The sequence below is a fragment of the Desulfovibrio fairfieldensis genome (assembly GCF_001553605.1).
Lineage (GTDB): Bacteria > Desulfobacterota > Desulfovibrionia > Desulfovibrionales > Desulfovibrionaceae > Desulfovibrio > Desulfovibrio fairfieldensis.
The window spans coordinates 2,602,874-2,621,584 of record NZ_CP014229.1 but is presented as its reverse complement, the minus strand read 5'-3'; the positions used below and the strand labels follow the sequence as shown (position 1 = coordinate 2,621,584).

General features: G+C 64.6%; 19 protein-coding genes. 14 read left to right on the top strand and 5 right to left on the bottom strand.

Annotation, left to right across the window (positions count from 1 at the left end; genetic code table 11):
• Positions 1-10: 10 nt before the first annotated feature.
• Genes AXF13_RS11095 through AXF13_RS11085 form a run of 3 tightly spaced genes read right to left on the bottom strand, consistent with a single transcriptional unit; the run spans position 11 to position 3,556 of the window.
• Complete coding sequence (locus AXF13_RS11095; protein WP_008681927.1) at positions 11-1,480, bottom strand: bifunctional cobalt-precorrin-7 (C(5))-methyltransferase/cobalt-precorrin-6B (C(15))-methyltransferase; 1,470 nt, start codon at positions 1,478-1,480, stop codon at positions 11-13.
• A complete protein-coding gene (gene cbiD, locus AXF13_RS11090) occupies positions 1,477-2,673 on the bottom strand; it encodes a cobalt-precorrin-5B (C(1))-methyltransferase CbiD (RefSeq protein WP_223299907.1) in 1,197 nt (398 codons plus the stop codon). Before cbiD ends, AXF13_RS11095 begins: the two co-directional genes overlap by 4 nt.
• A 19-nt stretch (positions 2,674-2,692) precedes the next feature.
• Positions 2,693-3,556, bottom strand: coding sequence for a histidine racemase CntK family protein (locus AXF13_RS11085; RefSeq protein WP_062253284.1), 864 nt, complete (start codon positions 3,554-3,556; stop codon positions 2,693-2,695).
• A gap of 298 nt (positions 3,557-3,854) precedes the next feature.
• On the opposite strand from AXF13_RS11085, the gene AXF13_RS11080 reads away from it, so the two are divergent.
• Together AXF13_RS11080 and AXF13_RS11075 are read left to right on the top strand one after the other, a co-directional pair.
• Positions 3,855-4,853, top strand: a complete 999-nt coding sequence (locus AXF13_RS11080; protein ID WP_062253282.1) for an OmpA family protein — start codon at positions 3,855-3,857, stop codon at positions 4,851-4,853.
• Positions 4,854-4,927: 74 nt separating this feature from the next.
• Complete coding sequence (locus AXF13_RS11075) at positions 4,928-5,509, top strand: hypothetical protein (protein ID WP_062254866.1); 582 nt, start codon at positions 4,928-4,930, stop codon at positions 5,507-5,509.
• A 457-nt stretch (positions 5,510-5,966) separates the two neighbouring features.
• On the opposite strand, the gene thrB is transcribed toward AXF13_RS11075, so the two are convergent.
• A complete protein-coding gene (thrB, locus tag AXF13_RS11070; RefSeq protein ID WP_009302874.1) occupies positions 5,967-6,524 on the bottom strand; it encodes a homoserine kinase in 558 nt (185 codons plus the stop codon).
• Positions 6,525-6,937: 413 nt separating this feature from the next.
• Between thrB and AXF13_RS11065 the strand changes: the two genes are divergently transcribed.
• From AXF13_RS11065 to jag, 6 genes are all read left to right on the top strand, one after another.
• Positions 6,938-7,582, top strand: coding sequence for a hypothetical protein (locus AXF13_RS11065; protein ID WP_150116170.1), 645 nt, complete (start codon positions 6,938-6,940; stop codon positions 7,580-7,582).
• A 339-nt stretch (positions 7,583-7,921) separates the two neighbouring features.
• On the top strand, positions 7,922-8,056 hold the full coding sequence (gene rpmH, locus AXF13_RS11060; protein ID WP_008681909.1) for a 50S ribosomal protein L34: 135 nt from the start codon (positions 7,922-7,924) through the stop codon (positions 8,054-8,056).
• Positions 8,057-8,098: 42 nt separating this feature from the next.
• Positions 8,099-8,482: a ribonuclease P protein component gene (rnpA, locus tag AXF13_RS11055; RefSeq protein ID WP_008681907.1), complete on the top strand. Its 384-nt coding sequence runs from the start codon at positions 8,099-8,101 to the stop codon at positions 8,480-8,482.
• 112 nt (positions 8,483-8,594) lie between these two features.
• On the top strand, positions 8,595-8,858 hold the full coding sequence (yidD, locus tag AXF13_RS11050; RefSeq protein WP_008681905.1) for a membrane protein insertion efficiency factor YidD: 264 nt from the start codon (positions 8,595-8,597) through the stop codon (positions 8,856-8,858).
• 8 nt (positions 8,859-8,866) lie between these two features.
• Positions 8,867-10,522 (top strand): membrane protein insertase YidC, encoded by a 1,656-nt coding sequence (yidC, locus tag AXF13_RS11045; protein ID WP_062253278.1) that lies wholly within the window; start codon positions 8,867-8,869, stop codon positions 10,520-10,522.
• A 610-nt stretch (positions 10,523-11,132) separates the two neighbouring features.
• Positions 11,133-12,362, top strand: a complete 1,230-nt coding sequence (gene jag / locus AXF13_RS11040) for an RNA-binding cell elongation regulator Jag/EloR (protein ID WP_062253276.1) — start codon at positions 11,133-11,135, stop codon at positions 12,360-12,362.
• Here the strand turns inward: jag and AXF13_RS16845 are convergent.
• Positions 12,334-12,630: a hypothetical protein gene (locus tag AXF13_RS16845; protein WP_150116169.1), complete on the bottom strand. Its 297-nt coding sequence runs from the start codon at positions 12,628-12,630 to the stop codon at positions 12,334-12,336. The two genes, jag and AXF13_RS16845, sit on opposite strands and share 29 nt — an antisense overlap.
• On the opposite strand from AXF13_RS16845, the gene mnmE reads away from it, so the two are divergent.
• From mnmE to AXF13_RS11010, 6 genes are read left to right on the top strand one after another with little or no spacing between them, the layout of a single operon-like run.
• Positions 12,611-14,026, top strand: a complete 1,416-nt coding sequence (gene mnmE / locus AXF13_RS11035) for a tRNA uridine-5-carboxymethylaminomethyl(34) synthesis GTPase MnmE (RefSeq protein WP_062253273.1) — start codon at positions 12,611-12,613, stop codon at positions 14,024-14,026. The genes AXF13_RS16845 and mnmE overlap by 20 nt on opposite strands.
• Before the next feature lie 18 nt (positions 14,027-14,044).
• Entirely contained in the window at positions 14,045-14,695 is a 651-nt protein-coding gene (locus AXF13_RS11030) for a 3'-5' exonuclease (protein ID WP_062254864.1), read from the top strand.
• Entirely contained in the window at positions 14,692-15,924 is a 1,233-nt protein-coding gene (locus AXF13_RS11025; protein ID WP_062253272.1) for a GAK system CofD-like protein, read from the top strand. Before AXF13_RS11030 ends, AXF13_RS11025 begins: the two co-directional genes overlap by 4 nt.
• A complete protein-coding gene (locus AXF13_RS11020) occupies positions 15,921-16,979 on the top strand; it encodes a pseudouridine synthase (protein ID WP_062253269.1) in 1,059 nt (352 codons plus the stop codon). The genes AXF13_RS11025 and AXF13_RS11020 overlap by 4 nt, the downstream gene beginning before the upstream one ends.
• Positions 16,980-17,032: 53 nt before the next feature.
• Positions 17,033-17,662, top strand: coding sequence for a DUF47 domain-containing protein (locus tag AXF13_RS11015; RefSeq protein ID WP_008681892.1), 630 nt, complete (start codon positions 17,033-17,035; stop codon positions 17,660-17,662).
• Positions 17,655-18,659, top strand: a complete 1,005-nt coding sequence (locus AXF13_RS11010; RefSeq protein ID WP_008681890.1) for an inorganic phosphate transporter — start codon at positions 17,655-17,657, stop codon at positions 18,657-18,659. Before AXF13_RS11015 ends, AXF13_RS11010 begins: the two co-directional genes overlap by 8 nt.
• Positions 18,660-18,711: the final 52 nt, after the last annotated feature.

The following is an 18,711-nucleotide window of genomic DNA, read 5'->3' as shown; positions in this document are numbered from 1 at the left end:
CGCGTCCGTTTTACTTCCCGCCGGACGCGGGTTTCTGCGCGGCCAGCAGAAAAACCGGATTCAGGGCCGCCAGGTGCAGATCTCCCGCCAGCTCGCGGGCCTCGGACGCCTGAATCTGCATAATTTCCAAGGGCCAGTCCAGACCTTCCAAAAAGCGGCGGCAGAGGCAGAAGGTGTCCAGCAGCACGCAACTGGCAACCAGACGTCCGCCGGGCGGCAGGCGGTGGCAGACATGGCCCAGAATATCCTCGGCATCCTCGCCGGACAGGCCCCCGCCGATGAAGACCCGTTGCGGATCAGGCAGGGAGGGCAGGCATTCCGGGGCCTGGCCCAGGCAGACGTCCAGAATGGCGGCCCCGAAGCGGCGGCGGTTTTCCTGAATGCTCATGGCCCGCCCGGCGCTGCGCTCCACGGCCACCACCCGGCCTTCATGGGCCAGCACGGCGGCTTCCAGAGCCACGGCCCCGGAACCCGCGCCGATATCCCAGACCACATGGCGCGGCCCTACGCGCAGCAGGGACAGCGCGGCGGCGCGTACCGGCTTTTTGCTGATCAGCTTGCCTTCCACGGCCAGCTCCTCGGCGTCCAGGCCCAGGTGCGGCCTGCGCGGGAGCTCGCCGGGGATCAGCAGCAGGGTGCAGGCCGGGCCGAAAGTGCGACAGGCCGCCTCGGCCAGGCTCAACTGATGCCGGGCTTCGTCGGGCGCGCCCATGCGCTCGAAAATATGCGCCGTGAACCAGTCCACGCCCCGGTCCAGCAGATGGCGTGCCAGCACGTCCGGGGTCATGCGGGCGTCGGTGAGGATGCAGAGCGGCGCGTCCTTGGCCACGGCCACATTCAGCGGGCCCAGGTCGTCCCGGCCGTGCAGGGAGAGGCAGACGACCTTGTGCCAGGGCAGGGCCAGGCGGGCGCAGGCCTGCTGCAGGGAGCTGACCGCCGGAATCAGACGCACGGCCTCCGCGCCCAGCTGACGCACCAAGGTGGCCCCGATGCCGAAAAAGAGCGGGTCGCCGTCGGCCAGCAACAGCACGCGTTCCCCGGCGGCACGCATCTGGCTCAGGCGGCTGAGCAGGGGTTCCAGCGGCAGGGTGAGCGGCAGAAGGCGAGCCTTGAGGCCGCTTTGGCCGTCCTGAGCTTCAAAGGCCGCCAGCAGTTCCCTGCCGCCGCAGAGCACGTCGGCCGCTTCCAGAAGGGCGCGCTGTTCCGGGGCGAGGGCCGCCGGGCCGCGCGCGCAGCCGCAGCCCAGACCCAGTACGGTGATGGGCGCGGGCTCCGGCGTGGTGGGTTCAAAAACAAAGAGCGAATGGAGCATGTCCGCCATGGGCGGCCAGCCGTCCGCCTGTCCTGTTTCTTTTATCGCTTCAGCTTGCGGGGACGCGCCCTCGGCACGGTCTTCCGCGTCCACCGTATCCACGGCGGCGTCCGTGGGCCGGGGCGTTTCCGTGAACGCAATGCCGGGAAGCACAATCTGCTTTTTCATAGTGCCATCAATTCCCTGCCGTCAGTGTGAAAAAGGTGCAGGCTTACGGGGCGACCCGCGAAAGCCCATGCGGTTTGGGCCGCCCGACGGATCACGGCGGCCAGCGCATCCGATCCGGCGGGGTCGGCCAGCAACAGTTCCAGGGCGTGCGATGCGGTCACGCAACGGGCCACAGCCGGGGCGCAGGCCGTGCCCGCCTCATTACAGAGATGCGCCAGAGCCGCCATATCCAGCTCGGCGTCGCGGGCGTGGGTATAGGCATGGCCTTGGGCGAGCTTGACCAGTTTGCCGAAAAAGCAGCCCCAGACCAGCCGCTCGAAGGGCAGAGCTCCGGCGGCGCGCAGGGAAAATTCCGCAAAATCGGCAGCCTGCACGAAACACCGGGGCGCAAGCTCGGGGTAGCGGGCCATGAGCAGTTTCTCCGAGCGCCGTCCGGTGGAAAGGCAGACTGTGCGGCATCCCGTGGCCTGGGCCACATGCAGGCCCTGTTCGATGGTGGCGCGCCAGGCGGCGTGGCTGTATGGGCGGACCGTGCCTTGGGTGCCCAGAATGGAAATGCCGTCCACAATGCCCAGGCGCGGATTAAAGGTATGCCGGGCGATTTCGGCGCCCTGCGGCACGCTGATGATCACGGTCAGAGGCGGGCAGGGGCCGCGTCCGGGAACCGGGCGCGCGGCCTGACGGCCCAGGGCGAAGCGAAGCTGCTCCCGGGGCACGGGATTAATGGCCGCTGTGCCCACGGGCAGGGGCAGGCCCGGCAGGGTCACGCGGCCCACGCCGGGGCCGCCCTCGATGCGCGTAAAATCGGGATCGTCCGGTGCCAAAAGAGGTTCTTCGCAATCGCGCAGCAATACGCTGGCCGTGATCAGCGCGCCCGAGGTGGCGTCCGGATCGTCGCCGCCGTCCTTGCGGATGGAGGCGTGGGCCGCTCCGGCGGCCTGTGCCGGAGCCGGGAGAAAATCCGGAATCAGCTCCGCCGCCGGGCCCGGCGCGCAGTCCGCCACCGGCAGAACGCACCGGCCGCGCGGGCCGCGCCCGGCGAAAGATTCTTCCCCGGCGGCGGGCGCGAAGGGCGGCAGGGGCACGTCCACGCTGTCGGGCGCGCGACCCGTGCGCAACAGGGTGAGCGCGGCCAAGGCCGCGCCCGTGGCCGCCGTGCCGGTGGTGAAGCCTTCGCGCAGGGGTCGCGTCACAGTCCGGGCCACGTCGCGCTCACGCCGCGTCGTCAGGCAGCCAGACCTGCCCCCGCGCCACCAGAGAAACCGGGCCGTCCACAGCGGCCAGACGTTCCTCGCCCTCGTTGAACAGCCGCACGTCCAGGGCCGAGCCGCCGGGCTGCATGATGGAAAAATCGCGCCGCCCGCCCGCGCGGGACAGGCTGAGGGCCAGAGCCAGCGCGCCGGAACCGCAGGAACTTTCCAGGCAGGTGGTTTGCGCGTCGCGCACATGGACCAAGGGCAGCATGTCCAGCTGGCCCTGGCATTCCCGCCACCAGATGGCCCCTACCGCGGCTTCCCCGTCCAGTCCGCAACGCCGACGCAGCAGGGCCGCCGCCGTGTCGCAGTCCTCGGGAAAGGGATGCAGGGCGGCATTGAGCAGCACATGGACAATGCCCGGCAGGCGCACCAGGGTCAGGCCCTCGGCCAGAGACCGCATGGAGCAGGCGGGCAAGCGCAGCACGGCCTCCACTTCCCAGTGCGGGCAGCTGCCGCGCACCGCGAGGCGCACGGGGCTCTGCCAGCCGGAAACCCGTATTTCATAGTGCTGTTCCGCTGTGCCGTCGCGCGGCGTTTCGGGCAGACCCTCCAGAGCCGCCTGACGGGCCCCGTGCTCGTGTTCGCAGAAGGCCAGCAGCGCGCCGAAGGCCCGGCTGGCATTGACGCAAAATTCGCCCCCGGCCATGCGCAGCCGCTGTTCGCGCGGGTCCACGAAACCGGCCTGCTCGCCGCCGAGATGCTGCGGGTCCAGAGCCAGACGGGCCAGGCGCGCCTGTTCGGGGGCGCTTTTGCCCTCGGCCGGGAAAAAAAGCGTGGTGTTGCCGCCGGGGCTCCATTTGGAAAAGGTCAATGCGGGCATGACTGGGTTCCTTTATTTCTAAAAGAAAGTATGCCCGAGCCGCGCCGCACTGTCCAGCATCCCGCACAGTCCGTAACGTTTAGCCGATGTGCCGGGTCGCGTCCGGACCTCCCGCGCGTCCGGAATCGCCCGGAATTCCCACATTACGGCTTGCGGTTTTTCCTGAATCTGGTTATGGAAAAGGCAGTTATCGTCTCCATGCCTGCGCGGCAACGAGCCGGTAATATGGCGGGCAAACCGTGATTTACTGTATGTTGACGGTAATTCAACGACACACAACAACGTTTTGGGAGGCACTATGAAATCAGTTCGTCTTCTTGTTCTTGCGGCTGCTCTTGTACTGAGCTACGCCGTCGCGGCGGTCGCCGCCACGCCGGCGTGCAACAAAAAAATCGAGAGCTTCGACTTCGTCGTGGACTATTCCGGTTCCATGATGATGCAGAACAAGCAGCTTAAACAGGATAAAATCGTTGTGGCCAAAAATGTGCTGCAGCGCGTGAACGCGGCCATTCCGGCCCTGGATTATAACGGCGGTCTGCACACCATCTCGCCCAACGGCATGATCATCGCCCAGGGCCCCTGGGACCGCAACGCCATGAGCGTCGGCATCGACAAGCTGCGCTCCGGCTTCCAGATCTTCGGCCGTATGACCAGCATGGGCAACGGCCTGCAGAAGTATGAACCCTTTATCTCCAGCATGAAGCGCGACGCCGCTCTCATCCTGGTCACCGACGGCGACAACAACCGCGGCAGCGACATCGTGGAAGTGGCCCGCCAGCTGTATGCCAGCCAGCGTAACATGGTCATCCACATCATCTCCTTTGCCGACACCCCCCATGGTGAAGCCGTGATCAAGGAGATCGCCGCCATGAACCCCGGTTCCGTCGTGGTTCGCGGTGAAGAGCTGGCCACCAGCGACGCCGCTGTGGAACGCTTCGTGCTGTCCGTGTTCTGCCAGGACGAGGACGTGATCGTGCTGCGCGGCGTGCACTTCGCTTTCAATTCCTATGCTCTTGACGGCAAGGCCATGGGCATCCTGAACGAAGCCGCCAGCCTGATCAAGGCCAATCCCAACAAGCGCGTGATCCTCAACGGTTGGACCGACTGGATCGGCACCGACGCTTACAACAAGGTTCTTTCGCAGAACCGTGCCAACGCCGTGAAGAACTATCTGGAGAAGCAGGGTATCCCCGCCAGCCGGATGACCGCCATCGGCCGCGGCAAGTCCTTCAAGTACGACAACAAGACCGAAGAAGGCCGTTACATGAACCGCCGCACCGAAATCTCTTTCGACTAAAGCGGACCGTGTAGCGTAATTGCAGAAAAAGCCGGGCGGCGCTTGCCGCCCGGCTTTGATTATGAGGTATGTCCATGCGAATTTTACTGGCTCTTATTCTGACCCTGGGCCTTGCGACCGGCGGCTGCGCCTGGTTCAGCAGCAGTGAAGACTCCGAAACGCAGACCCCCGCCGCGCAGCCGCAGGATCAGGCCGCCGCCTCCGAAGCCGCGCCTGAGCCCGCGCCGGCTCCGGCCAAGGACGTCCCCGGCAAGAGCAAATCCAAGACCAAGGCCAATGCTGAAAAAGCCTCGGCCAAAAAAGCCCCCAGAGGCGCCAAGTCCGAAGCGGAAATCAGCGCCGAACTGGACAGGGTGGGCCACAAACTGGCGCTCCAGGCCTCCCGCACCGTCATGCCTTCCAAGGCCAGCAAGGAAGTGCGCAAGGACGGCAAGGATTATGTGGCGAGCTACGTGGAAGTGGACACGTCCAACGTGACCACGGAACTGCGTCCCGGTGCTTCGGGGCAGTATGTGGGCTTTATCCGCTATCAGGAAAAATTTTATGAATGCCGCGGCGCCAGCAAGAAGGAAGCGCTTTCCGCGTCCTGCCAGCAGGTGCGCGCCCGCCGTCTCAACGAGCTGATCCGTTACGACGGCAAGGAATGGCAGTTCTAGGCCGCCACCGGCATTGAACAGATCTTGAAAAGCGGGGCGCAAGCCCCGCTTTTCGTTTGTTCCGCCATTGCTCAGCGGATGAAAGCCCCGGCGGCGGCCATAGCAATCGGGCGTCAGCCTGTCAGAGGATTTCAAGTGGTAAATGTTCTAGGGCCTGTTGACACTATGCCTTTTTGCCCGCTCGCTACGTCAGATTTCACCTGCTTTTTCGGTCGAGTACCAAAAGAGTACACTCCCTCAAAACAGGCTTATCTTCCTTGCGGGCGAACAAAAATTCTATAGTGTCAACAGGCCCTAGAGCGTTTTGATATTGAAAATATCTCAACGCGCTGTGCGATTTTCTGCGGAAATCCGCACAGCGAAATTATCGCAAGGCGAATTTACTTCGCCGTCAAGCGATAATTTTAAGCGCAAATTGCTCTGGAATATGGCGACGATGCCGTGAAAACGGCATGGCTCAGGCATCGGCGGTGAGCAGATCCGGCGGCAAATGCCTGAGGATCCACTGGGCGCATTCACGCGGATTTTTGCCTTGGGAGTCGCAGCGCAGATCGGCCCAGGCCGCATACAGGGCCTCCCGCTCACGAAAGATGTCGTCCAGGGTCTGGCCCGGCGCGATGGCCAGCCCGCGCTGGGGATTGCGGGCTATGCGTTCTTCGATCACGGTCAGGGGCAGGTCCAGATGGACGATGGGGCCCAGCTTCGCCAGGTGGCGCATGGCTTCCTCCCGGTAGACCACGCTGCCGCCGGTGCCGATGACCGTGCGGTTGGCCTTGATGGCCCGGATTACCGTGCATTCCGCATCCAGAAAGGCTTCCTTGCCCAGGGCGTCAGTCACGTCCTGGAGGCGTACGCCGTATAGGGCCTCAATCAAATGGTCGCTGTCCAGAAAGGCCCAGCCCAATTCCCGCGCCAGCACGCCGCCCACCGTGGACTTGCCCGCTCCGGCCATGCCGATGAGGACGATGCAGGGGGCGAGTCGGGCCGGGGCCGCGACGAGATCGGGCGTGGGCATGTTTTCTCCTTAGAGTATTTAACACTTGAAATACCCGCTTACGGCGAGCAAGGCCCGCCTGCTCGCATTTCGTGACAAGGATTTGCGGACAAATCCCTGCGGAGCCGTTGGCGCATTTCATGCGTGAACTGCTCCGGAGCATTTAACTCTTGAACGGCTTTGGAGCTGGATAGGCTTTGAATTTGTGTCCAATATCAGGCGGCATTGTCTTCGCGGCAACCGTTTAGCTGCTCCCGAGCTTCGTGCCCGGCTGATTTCGGAAACTCTGCCCAAGCCGGACGGTGGTGTCAAGGAGCATGGGGCGGAAGCGGCAGCGGAAAAATATTGCCGCGAAATCCGGAGAAATGGGGGTTCCGCTCTAAAGTGGCTGGGGAACGGGCCGATAAGCCGGGTAGAGGTGTAGTCTCATGCGCATGTTGATTGTCTTGACTGTTTTGCTGGGCCTGGCCGCGCCGGTCCTGGCTGTGGAATCCCGCTCCCTGCCCGCGTCCGCCGCGCCGGGCTATCTTGCCGGGCCGCAGGCTCCGCTCGTGTCGTCGCCCACCGTGGGCGCTCCGGTGGTGCCGTTGCCGCCGCATCTTCCGGCCCGGTTGCCCTCGGGCGGCGTCAACCTGGATGAAGCCTGGATTCAGGACGGCGGAGCGCGCCTGTACTGGAATACGCTGGTGATCCCGCGCCAACTCCGGATGGGCGGCGCGAGTTTTGTGGACCCGGCGGCCGTGCCGGAACTTCTGCCTGTCGACAGCGACAAGGTCGTGCGACCCGCGCGGCGGCGCGTTCCGGCCAGAGCCGTGACTTCTGCGGAAAAGCAGAAGCCCGGGCAGCGGACGGCTCCGGCAGGGGCGGGTTCCACCGCGCTCAAGCCGCCCGCAGCCGCCGCTCCGGCCGCCAAGAAGGGGGCCTCCCCAACGCCGTCGCCCGAGGCCGACAAGCCTGTGGTGTCAAAGCAGGCCGCGCCGTACAGCGGTCCCGCGCCCGCCGTGGCGGTTCCGCCCGTGCCTCTGCCGATTATGCCCGCGGACCCGGTCGCGCCCAAGGCTCCTGCGACGCCCCGTTGATCCGGAAAATTTCTCCGGGCATTGCGGAAGGTCGACCGGCTGTCGAGGCCCGGTCCGGGCGGCCGCGCGCCTTTTTCCGCCGGGACCGGAGCGATCCTCGTCATGTGCGCCGCTTGACGAGGGGACGGCGGGCGTGTATGTAGCTTCTTCCATATATTTTACCGTTCAGGGTTCAGACCGTTTTGTGCAGCCGCGCGGGTATGCCGTCGGCGCGAAACACGGGTAAAACCCGCAGCATCCGCGTCCGCCCCTGTTTCCGGGCCGATAGTTCCGGAGTCCGGCAACCTGCCGCGCCATTGTCGCGGGCGGAGTGCGTAAAAAAGAGAAGGGAGCAGAGTCATGAAAAGAACATACCAACCCAGTAAAATCAGAAGAGCCCGCACCCACGGTTTCCGCGCCCGCATGGCTACCCCCAGCGGCCGCGCCATTCTGCGCCGCCGTCGCGCCAAGGGCCGCAAAAACCTGAGTGCCTAGCCGGACGGGTATGACCGCCCTTGTCGTACGCCGGGGGCTTTTGTGTCGCGTCTGACCTTTCCACGGCACGTCCGTGTTCGCCGCAGGGCGGAATTTACCGCCTGTTATGAGCGGGGCAGACGTTACCATACCGAGCATTTCCTCCTGTTTGTGCTTCCGAGAGAGCATGTCGGCGATTGTACGCGCACGGGCATGGCTGTTTCCCGCAAAGTAGGCAATGCGGTGGTCCGCAATCGCGTCAAGCGTTTGCTGCGGGAGTTTTTCCGTTTGCACTCCGACCTCCTGCCGGTCCATGCTGATCTGGTGGCTGTGGCGAAAAGGCATACCGGCGGTGACGCGCTGGACCTTTCCCGCGTGACCGCCGAATTTCTGCCGCTGCTGCGGCGGATAGCCCGGCGCGGGCGGGCGGCCGAAGCATGCGATTGAATCGAAAACGCCCCACGGGCCGAGCGGCTCCGAGCCGTCGCGGTCCGTGGGAGGGCGTCTCCTTTGGGGGCGCCGGGCCGTTGCCGCGCGCGACGGCCCGAGGTGGGGTGTGATGAAAATGCTGCTGCGCGGCCTTTGCGTTTTACCCATACGTATCTATCAGCGCTGCATATCGCCGGTGCTGCCCCCCGCCTGCCGCTTTTATCCCACCTGTTCCGCCTATGCCGTGGAGGCCATCCTGCGCCACGGCGTGTTGCGCGGCGGCTGGCTGGCGCTGCGGCGTCTGGCCCGCTGCCATCCTTGGGGCGGTTCAGGTTATGACCCTGTTCCACCCCCACGGCGTCGCCGCGACGTCCCGCCTCTGTCCCAGGAGTGAGCGTCCACATGCAAGACAGCAAAAATTTGATTCTGGCCATTGTGTTGTGCTTAGTGATTCTTTTCGGTTGGGGACGTCTGGCCGAATACATGGGATGGGTGCAGACGCCCGACCCGGCGGCGGTGGCGCAGCAGCAGGAGGCTGTCCGTCAGGAGGCGGTCAAGGCGGAACAGCACAAGGAAGAAGCCGCCAAAGCCGCGACGTTGCCCGTGTTCACTCCGGCTCCCGGCCGCGACCTGACCGTTGATTCCCCGCTGTACGAAGCTGTTTTCTACACCGGCGGCGGCCCGCTGCGCTCCTTCAAGCTCAAAAAATTCCAGACCGGTCTCGCGCCGGATTCGCCCCTGGTGAACATGGTGGACGAACGCACGGCCGCTGTGGCGCCGTTAGGTCTGGTGATCAACAGCCAGCCGTCCTGGAGCACCGGCCAGTGGTCGCTGGACAGCGGCGAGCAGAACCTGAAGCTGGACGCCGGTCAGCAGGGCGCGTTGCGCCTTGTGGGCGTGGTGGACAACCTGCGCGTGGTCCGCGAACTGACCTTCAACGCGGACTCCTATCTGATTAAGGAAAAAATCCGGCTCATCAATGCCGGGGATCAGCCCCGCAGTGTGCGTGTGAGTTACACCGTGGCCTCCGACGCCAGCAATGCGGCCGGCGGCCGCTATGATTCCATGCGCGTGGCCTGGGACAACGACGGCAGTCTGTCCGAGGAATCTTCGAGCAAAACCCTGGAAAGCACGGGCGTGCAGGCCACGGGCAAGATTTACTGGGCCGGGGCCATGAGCACTTATTTCCTGTCCGCCGTGCTGCCCGGCGAAACCAACAACGTCACGGTCAAGGGCCTGTTGCAGAAAACCGTCTACCGCACCGCCGTTGAAGAGCCTGAAAATCTTCTCGCGCCGGGGCAGGAAAAGGAACTGACGGTTTCCTACTGGCTGGGCCCCAAGGACCGCACCCAGTTGCTGGCCGTGTCCGACCAGCTGGCCAAGAGCATCGACCTGGGCATGTTCAGCATCATCGCCAAGGGTCTGCTCTGGTTGCTGGAGTTCTTCCACAAGTACGTGCATAACTGGGGCGTGGCCATTATTCTGCTGACCATCGTGATCAAGGCCGTGTTCTGGCCCCTGACGGCCAAGAGCTATGCGTCCATGGAGAAGATGAAGAAGCTTCAGCCCATGATGACGGCCATCAGGGAAAAGTATAAGGACAACAAGGAGCTCATGAACAAGGAAGTCATGGCTCTGTACAAGACCTACGGCGTCAACCCGGCCAGCGGCTGTGTGCCCATTCTGATCCAGCTGCCGGTCTTCTTCGGCCTGTACCAGGCCCTGCTCACGTCCATTGAGCTCAGACACGCGCCGTTCATCATGTATCTGCCCTTTACGGACAAGCTCTGGCTGGCCGACCTTTCGGCCAAGGATCCCTATTACATCACGCCGGTCATCATGGGCCTGACCATGTTCCTGCAGCAGAGGATGAGCCCCCCGGCCACGGATCCCACCCAGCAGAAGATCATGATGTTCCTGCCTCTGATCTTCACGGTGCTGTTCCTGGGCTTCCCCTCGGGCCTCGTCATCTACTGGCTGGTCAACAACATCCTGTCCATCTTCCAGCAGTGGCTGATGATGCGTAAGAACAAGGCCGCCGCGCGGGCCGAGGCGTAGAACGGTTCAGGTGTAGAGGTAGAGCGATTCACGATTGAACTGTGTAATATTTCAATCGAAAAACGCTGTAAAAATGTTGAGCCGCGCGGCAGGGATTTGCCCGCAAATCCCTGCCGCGCGTTGCCTGCGGGCGGCCTTTCCCGTCCGAAAAGGCAATGCGGGATTTTAAAGATGCGCCCGCTTTTATTGTATCTGACTGCAAAAATTCGAGCATGGTTATGCTCTCAATTTTCGCAGGATCGTCAGCGAAAAAATGTGGTTTTTCGCTGACTCACGGCGGCTGCGTCGCCGCAAAGCCCTATGGGGTTTGTGCGTCTAGAGCAGATTACCTTTGAGAATTGACATTCTCAAAGTTTTTAAGCCGCTCGCTCTGCTGTCCTCGCCCGTAAAGCTCGAAGACTCGCTAACGGGCGAGACAACCGCGCAAATAAATTGCGCTTACGCCTTCGTGGCGGGCGTCTGCTTATGCAGCCGCCAGAGCAATTTCAAAGTGAAATCGCTCTAATTTGAAAATTAGACATGAGGCGTGCCCGGCGTATGCCGCGTTGGAACATCCGTCGTGCTCCGGCATCGAGCTGATTTTGTCCTCTCTGTGTGAGTGAGGTTCGTTATGGAAGGGTTCAAAGAATTTCAGGGCAAAGACCTGGACAGCGCCATCGAGGAAGCCTGCGGCTACTTCAACACGGCGCGGGAAAAGCTGGAGATTGAAATACTCCAGGACGCCAAGTCCGGCATTTTCGGCATCGTGGGAGCGCGCAAGGCCAAGGTGCGCGCGCGCAGGGCCCATCTGCGCGAGGCTGTGGAAAGCATCCTGGGCAAAAAAGGCGCTGCCGCCCCCGACGAAGAAGGGGAGTCCGCAGGCGCGGCTCCGCGTATCCCGGAAAAGAACGCCCGGCAGGAACGCCCCCGGCGCGGGCGGGAGCAGAGCCAGGAGCGCGGGCGCAAAAACGCCGCTTCCATTGCCGCTGAAGAGTCTTGTGCCCGCGCGGCGACGCCGCCCGAGTCCGGCGCGGCTCCCGCTGGGGAAATGGAAGAGACGGCCCAGGCCGCGCCGTCCATCCGTTCCGCACCGGAGCCGGAAGTGGGTGCCCGCGCTGACGTCGCTCCGGCTGGGGACGAGAATCGTCCTGAAGGCCAAAGCGAGGAGCGGGAAGCCGCGTGCGCCGCAGGCCGTGACGAGGCCCGCGCGGAAACACGCGCAGGCGGGCGGCGGGAATCCGGCCGCGCTTCCGGGCGTGCCCGGCCCCGGCGCGAGGAAAGCCGCCCTGGAAGCCGGGAAGGAACGCCCGGCGAGGGACTGGATCTGTCTGGGGAGGATCTGGACGAAGCCGGTGAAGGTCTGCCCGTGACGCCTGTGGAGCAGCTGGATGCCGTCCGTCTGGAGGCTCTGGTTCAGGAGGCCGTGCGCGAGCTGGTGCGGCCCATTGTGGGTACGGAGATGTGCCTCGACGTCAAAGTGGGCGAGGGCCGGGTGCAGGTCTGCGTGGACTGCGACGAGGACTCCGGTCTGCTTATCGGGCGTGAGGGCCAGACCCTGGCGGCTTTGCAGTATCTGGTGTCGCGCGTTGTGTCGCGGGGTATGAATGCCGCCGTGCGTGTGCAGCTGGACGCCGGGGAATACCGTCGGCGCCAGGACGAAAAATTGCGGGAAATGGCCCTGGCCCTGGCTGAAAGGGTGCGCCAGAGCGGACGTTCGTATTCCACGCGGCCCCTTTCTTCCTATCACCGGCGCATTGTGCATGTCTGCCTCCAGGACGCCGGGGATGTGCAAACCCGCAGCACCGGCGACGGTCCCATGAAAAGAGTGGTCATCATGCGCCGGAAGCTGGAAAAAGCGTAGCGGACGATTTTGGAGCAATTTCAAAGTGAAATTGCTCTAACGCCGCACCGTGTGCCAGCTTTGAAATTTGTAAAATTTCAAAGCTGACGATACGCTTACTCCGCCGTTCAGCCCGACTGTCCTCGCCGTAAAGCTCGTAAGCACGCTGACGGGAGAAGCGACAGCGCAAATAACGTGCGCTTACGGTTTCGTAGTAAAGCATTCCAACGTTGAGATGCTCTAAAATGCTCCAGGGAGCAAAGCTGTCCATGTCCACCATTGCCGCCATAGCCACGCCTCCCGGAGCCGGGGGCATCGGCATTGTGCGCCTTTCCGGCCCGAGGGCCAAGGCGTTGCTGGCGCGCATGTTTCTGCCCCTTTCGCCGCGTTTTGAAAATTTTCGCCCCTGGTTCCTGCACCGCGGCCGGGTCCTGGACCGGTATGGTGAAGCCCTGGACGACGTGCTGGCCGTGTTCATGCCCGGCCCGCGCACCTTCACCGGCGAGGATATGGCCGAAATTCACTGTCACGGCGGCCCGCTTATTGTCCAGGCCGTGCTGGAAAGCATTCTGCGTCTGGGCGCGCGCCAGGCCGAGCGGGGCGAGTTCTCGCGCCGGGCCTTTGTCAACGGGCGCATGGATTTGAGCCAGGCCGAAGCCGTGGCCGAACTTATCGCCGCGCCCTCGCGCGAAGCCCTGCGTTACAGTCTGAACCGCCTGGACGGCCTGTTGGGCCGCCGCGTGCTGGCTTTGCGGGAAGAACTGGAAGCTCTGCGCGTCCAGGTCTGTCTGGCCGTGGATTTTCCCGAGGAAGAGGTGGAATGCCTTGCCCCGGCGGCCTTCGGCCGGGCCGTGACTGAAGTGGCCTGCTCCGTGCGGCGCCTGCTGGCCGGGCAGAAGCGGGCCCGCGTCATGCAGCAGGGAGCCGTCGTGGTCCTGGCCGGAGCGGTGAACGCGGGCAAATCCAGCCTGCTCAATGCGCTGCTGGGCCGCAATCGGGCTTTGGTTACGGACATTCCGGGCACGACCCGCGATTTTCTGGAAGAAGCCTGCGATCTGGACGGGCTGCCCGTGCGCCTCACGGATACCGCCGGTCTGCGCCAAACCGAGGAGGGCCGGCACGGCGCGGATGCCGTGGAAGCCCTGGGCATGGCCCTGAGCCGGGAAAAACTGGGCGAAGCGGATTGCATCCTGCTGGTGCTGGACGGCGCGCGCCTGGGTGAGGCCGGAGCCGCCGCGGAAAGCTGCCCCGACGCGGCGGCACGCCAGGTGCTGGGACTGGCCGGAGATACGCCCGTGCTCCTGGTCTGGAACAAGAGCGACCTCTGCTCGCCGGAATTGTTCCCGCCGCGCTGGGCAGACGGCCTTTCCTGTTGTAAGGTAAGCGCGCGTTCGGGCGACAATGTGGACGCTCTGGCCATGGCTCTGCGGCAGGCCCTGCTGGCCGACGGGCGCGACAGGCCGCCGTCCGACGGCCTTGCGCCCAACGCGCGGCAGGCACTGGCTCTGGAAGAGGCGTTGGCCGAGCTGGAAGCTCTGGAAGCGGACGTCCGCGCGGGCCAGCCCTATGACTGCTGCGCCGTGCGCCTGGATACGGCGGCGGCGCACCTTGGTGAAGTGACGGGCCTGTCCAGCCCTGCGGAAGTGCTGGACAGGGTCTTTGCCCAATTCTGCATCGGCAAATAAATGCATATGGACCTGAATATGCTGCGCCGCCGTTTGAGCGGCGATGAAATCAACGCCATGCCCCTTTGTCATTATCAGGGGCCGGTGCATGTGATCCGCGTGCTGGAAGACTGGAAGCAGGCCCTGCCCGATCTGCGCGCGGACGGCGTGCTGGGCTTCGATACGGAAACCCGGCCCACCTTCCGTAAGGGCAAGGTCAACGCGCCCTCGCTGATCCAGCTCGCGACGGAACGGGCCGTCTACCTGGTCCAGCTGGCCTGGCTGCCCTTTGGCCCGCATCTGGCCGAGATTCTCGCCGATCCAAACATCATCAAGGCCGGTGTGGGCATCCGCGACGACATGCGTGAGCTCTCCAGGCTGCACGACTTTGAGCCCGCCGGTCTGGTGGACCTGGGCAATGCGGCCCGCGCCCACAAGCTGCCCAGCCAGGGGCTGCGCACCCTGGCCGCCAATCTTTTCGGCTGGCGCATCTCCAAGGGCTCGCAGTGTTCCAACTGGAGCCTGATGGAACTGAGCCAGCGCCAGATCGCCTATGCCGCCACGGATGCCTGGATCGGACGCCTGATTTTTCTGCGCATGCGCGAGTTCGGCCTCATTCCGCCGGTTCCGGCCAGTCCGGCCAGCCTGGTTGTCCCGCGCGCAACCCCCGGACCGGAGAGCGACGCATGAACAGCGACGGCCAGAATCGTGGGGCGGCTTCCCTGCCTCCCCCTGCTTCCGGCCTGATCCCGGCCCTGGGGCCGCGCCTCGTTTTTTTTACCGGCGGCACGGCCTTGCGCGATTTAAGCCGCCAGTTGACCCGCTATACCCACAATTCCGTCCATCTGATCACCCCCTTTGATTCCGGCGGCAGTTCCGCCGCTCTGCGCCGGGCTTTTGCCATGCCCGCCGTGGGCGATATCCGCAACCGCCTGCTGGCCCTGGCCGACAGCGCCGTGGTGCCCCGGAACGTGCTCGATTTCTGCGCCCGACGCCTGCCCGAAGAAGGGAATGCTGAAGCCCTGCGCGCCCGACTGCGGGCTCTGGCGGCGGTGGAGCATCCGCTTTGGGCCGCCATGCCGGAGATCTTCGCCGGGGCCCTGCGCCTGCACATGCGTTTTTTTCTGGAGCGCATGCCCCGGGATTTTGACCCGCGCCTTGCCAGCCTGGGCAATCTGATCCTGGCCGGGGGCTATCTGCACCACAAGCGTAATTTCGGGCCGGTCCTGGCCTTTTTCAGCCGCCTGCTCCAGGTGCGCGGGGTGGTGCTGCCCATTGCGGGCGAAAGCCTGCATCTGGCGGCGGAGCTGGACGACGGTTCGCGCCTGGTGGGCCAGCACCGCTTCAAGGAGCTGACGCGTCCCGTGCGCCGCCTTTTTCTTACGGTGCACGAGCCGGACCGCGCCGGGGCCGCCGTTCATCCCCAGACGCCCTGCCGTCCGCCTCTGGCGCCCGCCGCGGCCGCCTACCTGCGTTCGGCCGGGGCCATCTGCTATCCCATGGGCAGTTTTTACACCAGTGTGCTGGCCAATCTGCTGCCGCAGGGCGTGGGCCGCAGCGTGGCCGCCGCGAACTGCCCTAAAATCTTCATCCCCAACTCGGGCCATGATGCGGAAGTGCACGGCCTTTCCCTGGTCGGGCAGGTGGGCATGCTGCTGCGTCATCTGCGCGAGGATGCGTCCGAGGCGCGCACTGAAGAGCTCCTGCACTGGGTGCTGGTGGACAGCCGGAACGGCCGCTACGAGGGCGGCTTGGGGCCGGAAGTCCGCCACGCTCTGGCGGATTTGGGCGTGCCTCTGCTGGAACGCGACATGGTCTGCGAGGGAGATCCCCAACGGCATGATCCGGAATTGACGGCCAGAGCCCTGCTGGGCCTGTTGCCCGACGGCGGACGCGCCGGGGAATCGGAGCTGGGATGAACGCGTGCGAACTCCGCGTTGATGCTGCACTGGCCGGACAGCGACTGGACCAGGCCCTGGCCGCGCTGACGCCCGAACTGGGGCTGCGCGGCCGCCGCCGGTTGATCGCGCGCGGCGCGGTGCTGGTCAACGGCAGGGTGGGAGATGCGGGGTGCCGTTTGCGGCCGGGCGACGTCCTTGCCCTGCGCGGCACGGAGGACGGAACAGGTGCGACGCCGTGTTCCGCGGACATGCCGCGCCTGCTCTCCCGCCAGGGAGACTATTGTTTTCTGTACAAGCCTGCCGGGCTGCACAGCGCGGCCCTGGCCGGGGACAACGGCCCCAGCCTGGAGGCTCTGTTGCCCGTCTTGCTGTCGGAAGAGAGCGGAGGGCGTGCGCCGCGGCTCATGCAGCGCCTGGATTATGGAACTTCGGGCATTGTCTGCGCGGCCCTGGGGGCAAAGGCGGCTCAGGCCTTCCGTGTCGCGGAGCGGACGGGCCGGTGCGAAAAGCGTTATCTGGCCCTGCTCAGAGGGACACTGGCCGGGCCGTCCACAGTCCGGCTGGCCCTGGATACGGCGGATCGCCGCCAAAGCCGTGTGCTGGCGGACACGGACGACACGCTCCGCTGGACGGAATTTCTGCCCCTGCACGTTTGGGGCGGCGCGGCGGCAACAGGTCCGCTTGCGGGCCTGGTCCGGGATACGGCGCACGGCGAAAGTACTTCTTCCGCGTCCGGCGCGGGCGAAGGGGAAGATCCCGGCGGCCTGACCCTGGCCGCCTGCCGCATCCGTTGCGGCGCGCGGCATCAGATCCGGGCACACGCGGCGGCCCTGGGCCATCCCCTCTGGGGGGACGGCCTGTATGGCCGGTCGAATCAACACGGCCCGGCCGGAACGGGATTTTTTCTGCACCACGGGGCCCTGCTGCTGCCCGGCGCGGCCTGCGTGCAATCGCCGCCCTGGCCGCTGCCCGAAGCCCAGGCCGGGGCGGTCAGGAAATGGCTTGAAAGCCCGGCTCAATGCGGTATACTGAGGCGTGGGCATCGCAACAGCCCGGACCCGCATCAGCCGTAACAGGACACACACCTCGTCCGGCCTTGCCGGTGACTCTTTTACCAGGAGAGCGCATGTTTGCCGCCTTGCTACCCAAGTCCGCGCCTTTTTTCGCCATGTTGCAGGAGCAGAACGGCTTGTTGCGCCGCATGGCCGGGTTGCTGGTCGAGATGCTCGAAGATCCCTCCAAAATGGACGACGTCCATAAAGAAATCGCCTTTCTGGAAGAAGAAGCCGATCTGCTGCACACCCGGATCATCCGGGCCCTTTCCCAAACCTTCATCACGCCCATCGACCGCGAAGACATCCTGCGCATCAATCAGGAGCAGGAAGAAGCCATGGACTGCTTGCAGAGTCTGAGCACCCGCCTGCATATTTTTGAATTCACTCGGGTGCGCTTTCCGGCCCTGCAAATGGCCCGGACCATCAGCGCCATGCTCGACCTCACCCGGCTGATGCTGGAAGGTCTGGCCCATCGGCGCGACTGCCACAAAACCCGCGCCTTCCGCACGCTGCGCGGCGAATGCGACATGCTTCTGGCCGTGGGCCTGGCCGAACTGATGGACGAGCAGCAGGAGGTCACGCCCGCCCTGATCATGCAGATTCTGAAATGGAGCCAGGCCTACGAGCGCATGAGCATGCTGCTGGAACAGGTCAACACCCTGGCGGAAACCATTGAGGAAGCGGTGCTGAAAAATGTTTGAGGTGCCCCTCCTTCTGGCCGTCATCGTGTTGGTGGCCCTGGTTTTCGACTTCACCAACGGCGCGCATGACTGCGCCAACGCCATCGCCACCGTAGTGTCCACCAAGGTGGTCACGCCGCGTTTCGCCGTGGGCGCGGCGGCCCTGCTCAATCTGGGCGGAGCCCTGCTGGGCACGGAAGTCGCCAAGACCCTGGGCAGCGGCATTGTGCTGCCGCATGTGGTGGAAGGCAGCCACGTGCTGGTACTGGCCGCCCTGGTGGGGGCCATCGCCTGGAACTGCATCACATGGTATTACGGCATTCCGTCCTCGTCCTCCCATGCCCTGATCGGCGGGCTCATCGGCGCGGCCGTGGCCGACGAGGGCTTCGGCGCGCTCAATGTCAGCGGCATTGTGGACAAGGTACTGATCCCCCTGGTGGGATCGCCTCTGGCCGGCTACATCGCCGGTTTTCTGATTATGTGGCTGATTTACTGGATTTTCGGACACGTCCACCGCAGCAAGGTCAACTGGACCTTCCGGCATCTGCAACTGGTGTCCGCCGGGTTCATGGCTACCAGCCACGGCCTCAACGACGCCCAGAAAACCATGGGCATCGTCACCCTGGCTCTGGTGATCTTCGGCGAGATCGACAGCGTGGAAGTGCCCCTCTGGGTCAAACTGGCCTGCGCCGGGGCCATGGCCCTGGGCACGGCCGTGGGCGGCTGGAAGATCGTCAAGACCATGGGCCACCGTATCTTCAAGCTGGAGCCGGTGCACGGCTTTGCCGCCGAAAGCTCGGCGGCTCTGGTGATTACCGGGGCTTCGTTGCTGGGCGCGCCGGTAAGCACCACGCATACCATTTCGGCCTGCATCTTCGGCGTGGGGTCCACCAAACGGCTCTCGGCCGTGCGCTGGAACGTAGCGGGCAGTCTGCTCGTTGCCTGGACCCTGACCCTGCCCGCCGCCGGGATAGTCGGTTTCATTTCCTACAAGTTGCTGCATTTCATCTGGAATTGACGGGCTGATTCGGGGCGATACGGCCGTGTCCAAACGCACAAAAGCCGTTCTG